The sequence below is a fragment of the Leptospira venezuelensis genome (assembly GCF_002150035.1).
GTDB lineage: Bacteria > Spirochaetota > Leptospiria > Leptospirales > Leptospiraceae > Leptospira_B > Leptospira_B venezuelensis.
This window is the reverse complement of record NZ_NETS01000007.1, coordinates 263,752-279,462: the sequence shown is the minus strand read 5'-3', so window position 1 is coordinate 279,462 and position 15,711 is coordinate 263,752. Positions and strand designations below refer to the sequence as shown.

The window sequence follows — 15,711 nt, the reverse complement described above, 5'->3', positions numbered from 1 at the left end:
TTAAGAGTTTATTTTCAATTTTGGAGAAAACTCTTGGTTTAGGATTTATTCTTTTTTTATAATATTACGTTTCTATACTTTATCCTCTTTTACTCACTCCTATATAACCTTAAGGACATTGCACCACTGTTCCAGGGTTTGTCGCAGCAGCTCCTTGGAACTGAAGACCGCCGAATAGATACGGATAAGGTTCCGTATTTGGGATCGGGATAGTGATCAGTTTCAATTTATCCGTAGTAGACTGAAGATTACATACGGCACCCGAAGAATAATTCGTGATCGCAGAAACATTCAGAGATTTAGGCAAAGGCACCTGTCTCAATACGTTATTTACTAATGGAATGATCAAGGAACGGATCAAAGGATCTACTACTTGAAAAATTCCTTTTGGATCCAATCCGAATGGATTCACAGAATTTCCTTCTAAGATATCCAGCGTATAAGCCATACTATTCTCATCTTTTTTGATCACGAGGCTCATAGCGTTCAAATTATTATACTGAGGTTTTCCAGTAGGATCCGGATTTACGAATGGAATAAAATTGAAGGAACCATCTCCCTTGATACTTACACGTACAGTATTCAAAAGATAACGGCAACTATTTGCAGCACTATCGGCCGCTGCAGAAGAACATGTAATCGAGTTTAAGTTAGGGTATCCGATTTGAGTACCATTTGGTCTTCTTCCATAAATTCTCAATTCTAGGTCAGTAAAGTTTACAACGAGAGCAGGAATAGAATTCGCTCCTCCGAACTTAAACTCACCGTTAGGTGCGTGGATCGCATACACGTCGATATCCACATCATCTCCAGATTTTACGTTTTGGATGAGTTTGGAAGGATCACTTGGATTTAAACCGACTAAAGTATTTCTTCCCGGAGCCAAGATATTCAACAAGGTTCCTACTTTTACCAACTCTTGCGTTAGCTGAAATAGAGGATCAGAACCTGCATACGCAGTAATTGAATCTATAAAAGGTTTATTGATCCTTAAATTTAAGGCACCATTTTGCCAGAGACTATAAGCAGCTTGAGTTACAGTATCCGCAGTCAGCGTTAAAAGAAGTCCAGGGTTAGTTGAACTTTTTGAGAACGGAAAAGTTTTGGTCAATGCATCTGCCGCAGGAATAGGACGGGTACTTACGAAACCAGAAGCCAATTGGTGCCCGTGATAATTCGGATCAGATATTCCAAGAGGAGTTTTTGCAACCAAAGCAACGGATGCAGAACCAACCAGTCCCTTGTTTGCTCCGGAAACAGTAGGAGCAACATCCGTCTGGAATTTCAATTTTAAAGAAAGCGGAAAACTTTGAAGTGGAGCAGGAAGATAATCCGGTAAAACAACATCCAATCCAGGGTTAGCCAAGGAAGTAACAACTGCATTTAACGCATTAGGTGCAACCTTCTGCACTACGTCTCTCAACATAGACTGAGTGATTGCAGGTTTTAAAGCAGGAACCATCCCATTCGCAATAGATGCAGTCACCGAGGATAAAAGGTCAGCTGCCCAAGAAGTGGAATCAATATAGTCTACAGAATCCAGATCGCCTGCGTTATTTTTCACACGTAAATGATCGGACCATTCTTTCGTATAAAAATTATCCGTAGCAACGTTTGTAGGAAGAGGAGCTGCAGTTAGAGGAGTTTTAATCGCAATATTAAATTCTCCATTAGTATCGACTAATGTGTTAGTGTTTGCGACTGCCGCACGAGGGTTAGCAGTTTCTCCCAAGTTTACTTCCGCAATTGTAGTAAAATAGAATCTATTTCCAGAACCAACCAGGCCCAAACCTATAGAGCTGCGGTTTCTTGCAATAATGGCAAGATTGATAATTGCCTTACGACCATTAATATTCACCTTCAGGTTATTGTTCGCAGGAACACTTAAACTTGCGGTAATCGTAGGGTCTGCCCCGGTAGTAGGAGGGATATTAACTCCAGTAATATACACGTCCATATCGAAGTCGGAACAACCCAAGAAACAACCGTTACCAACAAACGCTCCAGGATTTGCTCCCGCTCCACCGCAATAACCGTCTCCGTTTTCCGGATCAGTAGAATCTCCAAAGCTGCGGATAAAGTTCACCGCAGATCCGCCTGAGGAATAATAATCGATACAATGAGTAGTTCTTTTCGTTGTACTCTTAGGAGTATTCGAAAAATCTGAAAAAGATTTACCTGTGATTTTATAGTCATTCTTAGTAAATCTTTCCAAAATTTGGCCGAACAATTTTAAAGCCTGAGTTTCATCTACGATTACAGCAGCTCCATTAGTGATCATCGCATAAGGAGTGGTGTTTACTTTTCCATAATTGAATCCGAAAGATCTGCGGAATACCTTGCCGTTTGTAGTAGTGATCTCAAAAATATAAGCATTTCCACCTTGGAAAGGTTTCAGTCCCGCTTTTGCTCCAGAGAAAGTGTTCAAATTTAAAGAAGAAGCAAGTGGAACTGTCATGTCGCAGGGAGGAGCCGCACAAATAACGTGTTCTGCAGTAGAACTTAAATGTTTCAGTTTAATCGTCTGAATAGAATTTGTTCCGCTAATCGGAGAAGTAAAGCTCGCGTTTAAATTCATCGCGATTGTTCCAGGCGCAGCGTCTGTATAAGTTAAATCTTTAGAAGAATTCGCAGGACCAACTGCTGTTCCGTTTAACGTGGCTCCAATCAGATAATCCGGCTCTGTTGTAAATTCGATTGTATAAGGTTGTAGGTTTCCACCTTCTAAACCTTGAGAAGCATTAGTCAAAGTGAGCTGATAAGTGGTATTAGGTTTTAACTCTTTGTAAGGGTCAAAGATCAATCTTCCCCCGGATTTCCAATAAAAGGATCCTCCCTTTTCAACAGCGGGTCCTGGCAATAAGGTTCCGGTCTTTTCCTTCAGCACAAAATCAGAATTCACCGTGGATTGGGTCATTGGTTCAGAGAAAACGATCTCTAAACTTTTATAACGATCCACTTGGTCAGTAGAAGAAAGGTTTAATAATGCTTGGGGCCCTGCTGTTCCAAAATCAACAGGAAGAGTTGCAGGCTCATCTGTGTCCTTATAAGGAGTTAAGGATGCACTAGTAGGAAGACTTCCTCCGGAATCCGTAGCGATCCCCAGACTTGCAAAGATTGAATCTGAAAGGCTCCCCTGCTTTTCTGCTCCGCATCCGATGGATACGAAGAATACAGCGAAACTAATAATTAAAAATCCCTTAAATGTTTGCATCTTCATTTGTGTCGGTAGTCCCGTTATATATCTATTTTTCATCTTAGTGAGAATATCGCATTCATATCGTCCCAGTACGTCGACGTGGGCTGTCCATTATTCCAATTATCATAGAAGAAGGCATCAGATCCTGAGAAACGACGGCCTCTTTCATAAATATCTCCAAACAATCCAATCAACGTCCCTGCAGAATACAGGAATGCCCTGTTATCCATGAGTGGAGTTTGGATCATATCGGATCTTAGAAGTACTTTAGTATTTTCGAATAGTTCTTCTACAGAGTATTGAGAAGACATGTTCGCATTCTTTTCCAAGAAGGTAAAGAAGCTGCCAGGCTTACCTAATTGATAACCTGTTGCGTATAAATTCCTTCCGTAAGGAGCCATTGAATCCAAAACAGGAGGAAGGCTTGTTGTAACAATATCAGAAATAGTATAAGTTCTCGTATCCAGAGCAGAATTGTTCGGATCAGTATCATCTCCCACATAGAAGAGAGAAGAAAGAAGATCCAAAGTATTTGTAATTTCAGTCGCTGTGAGTTGGATATCCAACAAGAGATCCAGTAAGAAGTCCAAAGACTTCACCAAAGACCAACCGGAAGATCTGGAGATATAATCGCGAATTCTTCTGACTAGATCATCTACTTTCACCCAAGAAGGAGCGTATAGGTCGTTGCGAGGACGATCATCGTATTTATCTGCAACACGATATACCAACCAATCAATTCCTTCATCAATTGCGAATTGGTTCGGACAGTTGGTTTGAAAATTCGCCTCTCCGCCACAATCAGACCAAAGTTTTGTTTGGCCCAAAATCCCGGAAAGACCATCCATGATCTTATTTCTCGCATCTACCTTAGCAGGATCTCCAAGATTGGTAGTAAACTTGATCAGCCCGGAAAGAATATCAGTTTTACTTAATAGATCCAAAGGACCGTCAGTCATACGGTTACGATCAGTACTTGTAGGTGTAGATGTTCCTTCTATTAAAACGCTTAGGAGACTTCTGTAATTTTTAGAAGGTTTATATTCTACTGGAGTAGCAGCTGGGTTTCTCAACCCCGATCCAATTCCAACTACTCTGATCTGGATAAAACTAGGTTTTGCAGGAAGATTGTCGCCGGTTCTAAACGTCTCATCCTGGCCGAAAAAGACGTAAGGACGAGAGAATATTTCTGCAAGGCCAGTAAATAGTTTATAAGGATTTTTACCTGCAGTTCTGTTTGCAGGAATTTTAGCATCATCTCCTAAAGCCTTGGCCAAAGATACGATGAAAGGAGTAAGACGATTTCTTTTATTCCAGTTAGTATTAACTTGCGAAGCCGGAGTATCAGTAGTCCCCAAGAAACCAAGCTGCTTAATCACTCCAGCATTTTGAGATATTACGGGAGGAATCATTCCATACACAGTGGTAGGGTCAGGAATTAATAAAGGGAATAATGCAGAATATACAGCGGTGACCTGAAAACCTTCGTTACCAGCTAAACCATATCCCCAACCTTCTACTAAGAAAACGGAATCTCCAGGTTCATTAGAAAGATCTTGAAGGTCTGTATCCTGAACTACCCAAGGGCCTGCTTGGGTGCCTGAATCAAAGGACTTGAGTGGAGTTCCTTTTTTCTGCCAAAACCCATTAAAATTAGTACAATCATCTTTCAAAGGGCCACAATTAGGACTAAGGTTCATCATCCCCATGATCCCGTTTCCGATCGCAGTAATAAATAATGCTTCTTGGTAAGTAACCGTAGCGGCTAACTTAGCTCTTACAGGCAGAACTGCTACGAACCTTTTTTCGTAAAGGAGCCATTGTAGATTTTTATAAAACGCCTCTTCCGCACTTGCAACTAAGATAGGAGCGGGAGCAGTCTCAGTTATTGAATAATAACCTTTATTGGTTAACACAGCAGAAGCGGCAGTTTGATCCACTCCTCCAAGGTAAATTCTCCTTTCTCCACCTGTTCCCGGATCAATCTGTACGTAATATTTGGAAGTATTCCAGCTCGCTTGATACTGTAGAGGATTTCCGTTCGGAGCAATTGGCTGTCCACCGCCATCAGTTTGACTATAATAAGGACCATAACCTTCTAAGGTAACCTTAACGATCCAGTCGAGCATCCAAGGAACCGTTTTATTGTACAACTTATCGAAGGTTGCCTCTGAACTCGGATCAGTAATTTGTTGAGCTTCTCCGCGAGAAGCGGCTTCTAAAATAGAAAGTACTCTTGTATTGAAACCTATTTTATAAACGGAGCCATCGCGGAAAACCTTAGAACTCGTACGACTAAGTTCTGTAATATTCTTAAAATTGAATGAATCGTCAGATCCTATAACGGATCCCATGCTAAACATCGCATCACCCAATGTTAGCTCACCACCCGTCGTCACGGAGCCGGTATCAGTTAAAGCATTATTGTGGATTTGAGTCGTAGCTGGATTCCCGGAATCAACTGGATTCCATCTATAACCGTAATTATCAGCAAGAGTAAGAACGATAAACAGAGTTTCCAAGGAAGAAACCGGGCGACTTTCCACATCTGTTTGGCGATTTCTTCCGTCTCCATCTAACTGCAAAAGATCTTTAAAAGTTTGGCTGGAACCGGAAGAATTTCTCATAAAGTCAAGGAGATACGCATTTTTAGCGGTCTCTTTCAAAACGTTTACTGTTACATCTCCCTGAGCAAAAATTAATCCTTTGATCGTTACGAATAGATCTCTCAGCATCGTTCTCAATTCAGCAGGTTTTAAAGTACCACCTGGAGCATTATAAGCCGCGTTTGTTGAATATTCGTTAGCTGTCGGGTCTGCCGGAGAGATAGTATTTGCGGTGAAAAAGTTCTCAGCGTTTATTATAAAATTCTTAAATGAAGTCTGAGGAGTCATCTGGTCTTCAAAACCAGCAGCCTTATACATCATCTCGCCGAAATCGTAAACAAGAGAGATAAAACCTTCTTTTAATGTGCGATCCGTAAGAAGAGAAGGAGCAAAAAATCCTCCTAATAAATTCTCCAATCCTGTGCGGAACGTGGTGTTTTTACGCAATCCTTTATAAAGAAAATCTTCTACATCGTGGAGAGTATCTATAGAATCTGGATCCGTCAGAATATCCGCAGTATCGTGGATAGAAGTCGCAATTTGATTCGCAGTTTTAGTATTATATTCGATCAAAAGTTGATTCGCGCCGAGAGGCATAAGATTACGAACCACAGGTTTATTATAATGACGGATCTTCTCAAAAACGGGCTGGATCGAAGAATATGCAGCAGGATTAGAAGTCTGCATCTTCTCAATCATGTCCGCAAGGCCAAGAGAAAGGGTTTGGACACTTGTCCTACTTTGCAACATTGCAGATTCTAGGGCGCGAATTGTGCCCAAATTATCAGTTCTTGGCGCTTTAGAGAGTGCATCACCCAGCGCTTCATTAAAGCCAACTGGATCCAAATTGGTGAAAAAACTTTTCACCACTGGATAAGGATTCAAAAAACTGAATAAAGAAACACCTTTGTAATCATCAGTATTATCTGAAAATTGGGAGATCCCGTTTTTATCCGTTCCGGCATGGGAACAAGCAGCAGATAATGATAATATAAGAGAAATGAAAATTATATTTTTCTTAAAATCCAGGAGCCGAAATCTTCCCCCGGTGACATCTCCAAATGGCAGCATCTTCATCCCTTAAACCTCTCTGGGTCCATGTTCGCTTTTTTGAACAATTGTTATTTTTTAGAACCAGAACGGCCTCTATTTATACCGCGGTCCCAAAAAACCTTCAATCTTTTTTTATATCAATTGTTCGAATCGTGTATCGATCGCTATACTGGTACATACTATAACGGTATAGACAAGGATTTTTTTCACTATAATTGACGATTTTTAGGATAACGTGCGTTATTTTTAATAGACTTATGCGTCTCTTATTTTCTCAAAAACTCACTTAAAATCATGTTCTAAAGCATGATTTAATCCTGGTTTCGAATAAACGCACGTTTACTTTTTGGAAAGTTTTTATTGACAAGATGATAAATCCGAGCAGCAAAAAAATAAAAAAGGCCGAGAAATTCCCGGCCTTTTCTTTATTACATTTTTAATATGGAACTAAGCTGTTGCTGCCTTCTTCTTATAGATAGCATAACTGATTGCGGCAAGACCCAATATCAGCCAGATATACCAGAACTTCACGAGAAGAATGGTAATAGCGGTAATCACGAATGCTACAACTCCAAACACAACAGAAAGCGCAGCTTTTCCTAATTCGCCTACAAATGGAACAAAACTTAAAAGAGAAAGTAATGGTCCTGCGAGAAGATTAAAACTCACCCACATCGCAATAAAACATCCCAGTCTCATCAACCATTTAGTTGTATTATCGTCGCTTTGGATATCTTTCATAGTGGTTTGGTAATCGCCCACGGAAGCGTTTAGAAATTTATTACCCTCTTCGCTTGTGAATTCACCAATCGAGCTTCCGCTCACTGATCCAACAAAAGTCATACTTTCTTCAGGAACAGGAACCAGAGATACACTGATCCTCTCGCAACCTTCTGTTTGATCACTCGCACATTTTTGAGACAAGTAGATGTGATCTCCTTCAGCAATTCCCTTGGATAATTCTCCTGAGCCAGGACTCACAGAGGGTACAGCAGAAGTTAGATCCACTTTGCTTAAATTTACACTATAAGTTTTTCCATCGTCCGTTTTCACCTTCGCATCGGAAGCAACGGAACTTTTATCATCCACAGTAGCTTTATAGAAAGGTTTAGACTTACAGGCAGGATCTTTGAAATTTTTAGGATTTTTAGGAGAAGAGATCCAATCCAATTCGCAATCGTAGATCGTTTTTTTGGTTTTAGAATCTTCTTTGCTTGTTTCTTTCCAGGCATATACTTCGGAAGATTGAGAATAGGAAATATATTTTCCTGGTTTTACGAACTCGCCACCCAATGTATCAGCGCTCAGTTTACCTGTTACGTAAGATGCAACCCCAGCTTTTGCTTGGGACGCAGGCAGTGCACCTTTGAGAGCCGCACTCGCTTGCTCGCAAGTTTCCACTTGAAATATCAAATATAAGGAAAGAGGGAATAAAACTACCCCAGCCAACATTCCTTTGAATGAGTCACCAATCGATCCGAATATGCTCGAACCTTCCCCTGATTCTTCAAACGCCATGTAAAAACCTCCCAACTGGCCTTAAAAAAGACGAAAGGGCATTTTACATTCCACACAATTCATTAGGCAATATCTTTTTTCCAATAGGAAAAGGAGGAAGAATCTTCTTCAAACATACGTTTTAGAAAACTTAGAATGCGTTTTTGAAAAAAGTGAAAACAAGTTTCGCAGAGAGATGTTATTCGTATGTAGGAGCTCCTACAAATTCGAAGAGAAAGATTTCGTTGACGAAGGAAGGATTTTCTGATATTTGGGAAAGCGCCCTCCCACGGGCCACTCCCCCCTCCCGAACCTGGGCGGGGGCCGCCTTAGCTACAATGTTGGAGTTCCAACAAACTTGTTCCTGGTTGAGTTCTTAAAATAATTCCAGCCAAGCTTTACGGATATCAGCCTTTTCCATGAAGTAAGTCCCGATAAGAGCCGCATCCACATGAGAACGAAATTCATCCAAGTCCGCCTTGCTCTTAACCCCAGATTCCCCAACTTTTACGATATTGGGAGAAAGTTTAGAAGCTACCTTAGGAACAAGCTCCTGGTGGATGCTAAAATCATCCAGGTCACGGGTATTGATCCCAACGATGTTTGCACCCGCTTTAGCTGCGATGGTTGCTTCTTCTTCCGTATGGATCTCAGTGAGAACATCCATATTAAACCTTTTGGCTTCTTTAATAAGTTCAGCGAGTTTTTCAGGTGTGAGGATACGGACTATGAGTAAGATTGCAGCCGCTCCATATTCACGAGCTTCTGCCACTTGTTTTGCATCTATTATAAAATCTTTTCTTAATATAGGTATATTCACCTGAGAAGAAACATTTTTGAGATCTTCAAGGGATCCGCCAAAAAATTTCTTATCCGTAAGAACTGAGATAGCAGTGGCGCCACATTCTGAATAAGTTTTTGCAATAGTGACGGCATCATATTCTTGCCGGATGATTCCGGAAGAAGGACTCATCTTTTTACATTCAGAGATGATTGAAAATTTGCGAGAGCGCAGTGATTGCCACAAACCTACTCCGGAATATGGAGAAGGTTTGTATTCGGGAATCGTTTCGATTTCCCTTTTTTTTTCTTCTACGATTTCTTGGAGAACCCGATGTAATGCCATCATCGGTTATGCACGAAAGGTTCGAAGCGCCTCGTCCTCAGTTTCGCGGATATCAAATAGAGAGGTAAGTTCGATCACGTCGAAAATTCTTTTTACTGCCGGTTTGATCCCGCAGATTTTGAGACCGCCTTCTTTTGCGTTCAATTTTCTGAGTGTAGATATGCAAGCCCTGAATCCGGAGGAAGACATATAGTCTACGTCTTGCATGTTCAGAATAACCTTGGTATGTCCTTGGTTATCGATTAGATCGTTCAGATTTTCTTCCACCTCGTTTGCGATAGAAACGTCCAAACGTCCCTTGAGGTAAACTATTAGAACTCCGTCCTGTACCTTGTGATCGAGCAAAGGAACCTACCCTTAGCGATAATTTAGAGACAATTCTCGATGCAAAAAATAGCCTGTCAACCAAGTTCCCCAAGATGAAGAATTTTCCTACCTCCTTATTAGGCCAAAGAGTCCTGGTTCTCGGCGGGGGAGTTTCCGGCATGGCGGCTCTCCGACTCTTGAAAGAGAGACAGGCGAATGCTGTTCTTTGTAATTCGGAAGCCTTACCCAATTCTGATGTTACATTCGTAGGTGAAGATGTAATTTTAGCGGACCTTCTTCCAATCGCACTCATCGTAAAAAGTCCGGGCATTTCACCTTCTCATCCGGTAATTTCCCAAGCAAATTCTCTCGCAATTCCGGTAGTTTCCGAAGTAGAATTAGCGAGAGCGTTCTATTCCGGAAAATTGATTGGAGTCACAGGCACTGACGGAAAATCCACAACAACTTCTCTCACCACTCATCTAGTTTCTGCAGATTTTCCTGGAGCAACTGCAGGTGGAAATATCGGTTTGGCCTTCAGTGATTTTTGTCTAAAACCGGTTCCACTTTCAGTGTTGGAACTTTCAAGTTATCAGTTAGAAGATTCTGGCCCATTAGAACTTAACGTATCTGTAATATTAAACCTTGCCTCAGACCATTTAGAAAGGCATAAAAATTTAGATAATTATTTCGCAGCTAAGACTCGAATTGTAGATTTTTCTAATTCTCGTCATACACTTGTGACCAGTTCCAAACTTTTTAAAGAAAGGATCGAAAAGCTCGGATGGTCCTGCAAAATTTTGATCTTTGGCAGAGAATCGGGTAATGATGCGATCATTTCCGAAGAAGAAAGAACTATCAAAACAGCTAATGCAGTTTATGATGCTAAAAACTTTCCTCTTCCCGGGGGACACAATTTGGATAATTTGGCTGCTTCTATCCTAGCTGCCGAAGCGATCGGTGCAAAACCGGAACATATACAAAATTTAATCGGAACCTTTAAAGGCCTTCCTCATCGTTTCCAACATGCTGGTAAAGCGGCTGGTATTTCTTTTATCAATGATTCCAAGTCCACCAACCTTCACAGTATGCTTGCTGGTTTAAGCACTTGGAAGGATAAAAAGGGTATATTCCTGATCCTAGGAGGAAGACCAAAAGCAGAACCTCTGGAGCCGCTGAAAGAATTTTTAGCTTCAGGTATCGGTTGGGTTTTATTAATAGGAGAAGCAAGACAAACCTGGGCACCGGTGATTTCCCCTATTTTAGGTTCTCATCTGATCTTAGCGGACAATTTGGAAGAAGGTTTTTCCCAAATCAAAACGGCAGTTCGTTCTGGTAGAGCAAGGGTTTCGTCAGTAGTATTTTCTCCTGCATGTGCAAGCTTCGATCTATATAAGAATTTTGAGGAAAGAGGAGAACATTTTTTAAAATTAGTTTCCGATTGGACTAGAGAAGAACCTTAAATTTATCTAATATGTCCTTGGTGGTTTAATTTTTCCCAGACCTTAGATTCTACGAATACTTTTAATAGATCTCCATCTAAATGATTTTCCTTGGCTTCCATTTCTAAAATATCCAAGGCTCGATCTACTGGAACTGCTTTCTTATAAGGTCTATCTTGATCTGTTAACGCGTCAAATATGTCCGAGATAGTCATGATCCTAGATTGGATTGGAATATCTTCCCCAGAAAGACCTCTGGGATATCCAGTTCCATTTAATTTTTCATGGTGGGCATGAGCAATGGTTGGAACCATTTTTAGATCATTTGTCCAGGGGATCTTACTCAGGAACTGGAATGTATGCTCTACATGGGACTCAATTTCTTTTCTTTCATCAAAATCGAGAGAACCTTTTTTGATAGTTAGAAACCCAAACTCATAAGGAGAGATCAGTTCCACATTTTCTCCCTCGGTGGTGATGTATTGCATCTTTGCGATCTCTTCTAAAAATTGAGAATTCGCCTCTTCTAAAATAGAAGGCTCATTGCTTTGGCTGATAATCTGGAACATAGAGGTAAGTCTTTTACATTCTTCACTAAACTCGAACTCTATCGCTTTTTCAAAATCCATGTACCCTGTGGGTCCATGTTTTTTTAAATATTCTACTTTTCTTAAGTTCAATTTAGATTCGAAATCTTTCTTTAAGTAGCGGAATCTCCAGTCAATCAGACCGATCTCCAGATCTTCTAGTTTTTTGGCCTTTACTAAAACTTTTTCTCTAACCCCAACTTTTCCGAAATCATGAAGTAAAGAAGCATATCGGATCTCTTTAAGCTGTTCTTTGGAAAATTTAGTTTCCTTATATTTTCCGAAATCCACTCGATCCAATGTTTCAGCAAGTCCGACTGTCAACACAGCAACTCTGAAAGAGTGACCACTTGTGGTTGGATCCCTGGCTTCAATCGCGTTTACGGATGCGGTCACAAATCCTTCGAATAATGTCTCAATCTCTCTTAATAGATAATTGTTTTGGATTGCTACAGCTGCTTGCCCTGCGACTCCAAGAACCAATTGTGTGGAATAATCGTCGAAAGGCTGGATCTCATCTCCTTTCATTTGTTCCACAGTTAATTTTTGGCTAAAATTCCTTTTGCGGTTAATGAGCTGAAGAACACCTACTACATCTCCCCTATGACCTTTCATAGGAACAACCAGCATGGACTTTGTATGATAATTCGATAATATATCGAAATTATTATTAAAGAAGAATTCGGCATCCTCCGGTAAATCGTAAACATCTTGTATGTTCAGAACCTTACCGGTCTCGGCAACATAACCTGCAATACTGGATTTATTAATAGGAAGAATGAACTCTTCTGTATCGATACTCAATGCAGAAATTTTAAAACGTAAATTTCTGACAAATCCAATATCGTCTTGCTCTACAAGATACAAGGAACCTGAATCGGCATTACAAATTTCTCGTGCGCTGTATAAGATCTCTCTGAGAAGTTTATCGAAATCTTTTTCGTTAGCTAAACTGATACCGATCCGAGTCAGTCGATTGATCTCGTATTTTGCAGTATTGATCTTATGCAATAGATCAAACTGATCGGTAATCATATGCAGATGCAAAAACCCGTTCGCAAATGTTTTAGAAAGATAAAGGTCGGATGTAATCTCAGGTAATATTCCAAAGATCAGATCATCTTCGATCTCGGTATTTTTATAACCTTCATAACCTAGATCAGCGTTCAAAATGAACCTGGCCAGGATCAAAGGATTCATTCTTAACTGTTCCCTGATCTTACTATGCTCCAACTCTAATGTTTTGTCGGAGATATAAAATAAAACGTCTACGAATTGAGGAGTGTCTCTAATCTCTGTAGACTCAAAAAAGTCTTTCAGATTGATTAGCTCAGCCGTCATCTTGGTGCGGAGGATCGAAAGTCTTCCAGCAAGAGTCGCGGAATCCGTTACGATGTATTGCTTAAACTTGGATTCCATCCTGATTATCCCATCCTAAGCATCTTTTAAAATCGTGAAAAGGAGTTTTTTTCAAGTTTTGGCATCGAGCAATCCTTCCAAAAACGCCGTTTGGTCTAATTCTTCCTTTCTGAATATACTTTATCTTTAATAGTCTTGGCCCAGTCCTTTACGGATTTTTGAGAATGTTCGTAGCCTATCTCATATAATCTTTTGTATTCATCCCAATCGAATGTAGAAAAATCTCTCACAGGCAATTCGACGAATATATCAGAATTTTCTTTTGTTTTAAGAAGATTATTTCGACTGGATAATAACATAGATCTCATAAACAACTCACCTATATGAGGGAAAGAATATCTATCTTCCTTTTTCATAAACTGATTTCCTAAAAGTTTAATGGCAGAAGGTCCTTCTCCAGGAAATCTGGACTCAACTAATAATCCATAAGTTTGGTCTTTATTCGGTTGAGAGCCTGCTCCTAAGTCCACAGAGATCAAAACATCTGCCCCCTTCCTTCTAACTAAAGAACCAGGAAGATTATCCCAAAGACCTCCATCCACATACAAAGCACCGTCAGTGAAAAACGGAGGAAAAATTCCAGGTATAGAAGTACTAGCTCTAATTGCTTTCCAAACTTCTCCCTCTTCGAATACTTTCGGCTTTGAATTCGTAAGGTCACAAGCCACTGCTAAAAAAGGAACCAATAGAGTTTCTATCTTTCTATTTCCAAAAAATTCTTTGATGGCCCTGGAATATCTGGCACCTCTAAGAATGGAAACAAACGGAAGAGTATAATCTCTGGTAAGTTTTGCTTCAATCCAAACCTCTTTAATCAACCGGAGAGATTCGTCAAATCCATACCCCATTGCAAATAGTCCGGCCATGATCGAACCTGAACTTGTACCTCCGATCAGATCGATCGGTATACCTGCTTCCGTTAAGGATCTGAGTAATCCTAAATGTGCGAAGCCCTTTGCTCCTCCACCGGAAAGAGCAACTCCAACAGACCTGCTCTCCAATCTTCTTGCGATACGATCAAATTCTCCTGCCCTGTCCTTTCTTAAGATAAGTTTTTGGCCAGGCAATTCATGTAGGGTATTTTCCAATTCTTCCCAACGATTATAAGAATCCTCCAAATAGATTACAGATTCTTTTGTGGTTTCACCCAGGCTTTCTCCTTGGATCAGATTCCAAGAATAAGAATTTTTTAATATTGGTCTTCCTGCTTCGCTAAGAAGAAGGATACGATCCGCCTGTCTAAGACTTGCTTCCGTCCAAAGCGGATCTCCAGAAGGAGCTACTTCAAAGACTACGTTATCGTATTCTTTCTCTAATCCTCCAAACCAAGAAAGAATATCAGGAATCCCAAAACGCATTCCATTTTTCTGATGTATCTTCTTATCTTTTAAAAATTTAGAAAGTTTTTCCTCGTTAACAGGAAGCGCAGAACCGAACGATTTTAAGGATTTAGAAAGTTCGTTTGAAAAATGTCTGAGAGGAAATCCTTCTGTAACCGGGACCAATGCAATAGTATGAACTTTTCTACCAAAGCGGGAAGATTCCTTATTCTTTTGTCCAAGCCTCCTGGCAATTGTTTCAGTCACGTGAAATAAAGCTTCAGGAGATTCGGAGATAAATTTTCTAAAACCATTTCTGGAAATTTGAATTACTTGAGAAGAACGAACTGCATATACGGAAGCAGAACGGGGCTCTCCGGTAAGTAGTGACATCTCTCCGATAATATCACCTTTGGCAAATTCTCCTTCGCCAGTGATATTTCCTTGGTCGTCGGAAACACTATATCTAAATCTTCCAGATAATATTACAAAAAGTGAATTTCCAGGCTCCCCCTGGAGCATAAGTCTTTCTCCACCCGGGACATATAACCATCTCAAATACGGAGTCAATTCCCCTATCTTTCTACGGTCTATGTGAAATAATAATTCTAGATTAGAAATAAATCCTAACAGTTCCTTATGACTAGGTTCATAAGACGCCATTCTGAAAAATCTTTTAGTCTCTAATCTTTCCTTCCAACGTTTAGAAGTTTCTGGATTTTCAGCTTCCCATTTATGCCAATTCTTAGTGCTGATTCTCAAAAGTTTGGAGTCAGTTTCGGTTCTTACTCCGAATTTCCCTTCTTTCCAATGGAAGAACCCAGCCTCTCCAAAATGTGAAGCAGGTCCCAAACTTCGGATCATCAACTCCTCTCCAGAAGAAGCCTTGGTAAATTCTTCACATTTTCCCTCTAAGAGAAAATAGAACCAGGTGGAAGATTTTTCTGAAGCAATTAGAACTGTGCCCGAATTTATGGATTTATATTCGAAAAGTCCCGCAAACGATGAGGTTTCTTCCTGGTTCCAGTCCCGGAACAATTCCTGGTTGGCCGAGAATATAGATCCAAAACGACTGTTCTTTCCTTCGGATTTGCTTTTTGTTCTGACTTTTTTCTTTTTTTCTCTCACTGCGTTAGTCTCTGGTATAATGTAAAAAA

General features: G+C 40.3%; 8 protein-coding genes. 1 reads left to right on the top strand and 7 read right to left on the bottom strand.

Features of this window, described 5'->3' with window-relative positions:
* Window positions 1–109: 109 nt before the first annotated feature.
* From B1C82_RS03300 to B1C82_RS03280, 5 genes are all read right to left on the bottom strand, one after another.
* Window positions 110–3,220: an Ig-like domain-containing domain gene (locus tag B1C82_RS03300; RefSeq protein ID WP_086446189.1), complete on the bottom strand. Its 3,111-nt coding sequence runs from the start codon at window positions 3,218–3,220 to the stop codon at window positions 110–112.
* Window positions 3,221–3,252: 32 nt separating this feature from the next.
* The gene (locus B1C82_RS03295) at window positions 3,253–6,876 is read right to left on the bottom strand and encodes a hypothetical protein (protein WP_086446337.1); all 3,624 of its coding nucleotides are present in this window, start codon (window positions 6,874–6,876) and stop codon (window positions 3,253–3,255) included.
* A 429-nt stretch (window positions 6,877–7,305) separates the two neighbouring features.
* Window positions 7,306–8,376 (bottom strand): TMEM43 family protein, encoded by a 1,071-nt coding sequence (locus B1C82_RS03290; protein ID WP_086446188.1) that lies wholly within the window; start codon window positions 8,374–8,376, stop codon window positions 7,306–7,308.
* A 355-nt stretch (window positions 8,377–8,731) separates the two neighbouring features.
* A complete protein-coding gene (locus tag B1C82_RS03285) occupies window positions 8,732–9,484 on the bottom strand; it encodes a beta/alpha barrel domain-containing protein (protein WP_086446187.1) in 753 nt (250 codons plus the stop codon).
* Between the two features lie 3 nt (window positions 9,485–9,487).
* Window positions 9,488–9,826 (bottom strand): STAS domain-containing protein, encoded by a 339-nt coding sequence (locus tag B1C82_RS03280; RefSeq protein WP_086446186.1) that lies wholly within the window; start codon window positions 9,824–9,826, stop codon window positions 9,488–9,490.
* Window positions 9,827–9,900: 74 nt separating this feature from the next.
* Between B1C82_RS03280 and murD the strand changes: the two genes are divergently transcribed.
* Window positions 9,901–11,250 (top strand): UDP-N-acetylmuramoyl-L-alanine--D-glutamate ligase, encoded by a 1,350-nt coding sequence (gene murD / locus B1C82_RS03275; RefSeq protein WP_086446185.1) that lies wholly within the window; start codon window positions 9,901–9,903, stop codon window positions 11,248–11,250.
* Window positions 11,251–11,252: 2 nt separating this feature from the next.
* Here the strand turns inward: murD and B1C82_RS03270 are convergent, their stop codons facing one another.
* Together B1C82_RS03270 and B1C82_RS03265 are read right to left on the bottom strand one after the other, a co-directional pair.
* Entirely contained in the window at window positions 11,253–13,235 is a 1,983-nt protein-coding gene (locus B1C82_RS03270) for an HD family phosphohydrolase (RefSeq protein ID WP_086446184.1), read from the bottom strand.
* Between the two features lie 95 nt (window positions 13,236–13,330).
* Window positions 13,331–15,682 carry a patatin-like phospholipase family protein gene (locus tag B1C82_RS03265; protein ID WP_086446183.1) on the bottom strand — a complete coding sequence of 784 codons (2,352 nt, stop codon included), beginning with the start codon at window positions 15,680–15,682 and terminating at the stop codon, window positions 13,331–13,333.
* Between the last annotated feature and the right edge of the window lie 29 nt (window positions 15,683–15,711).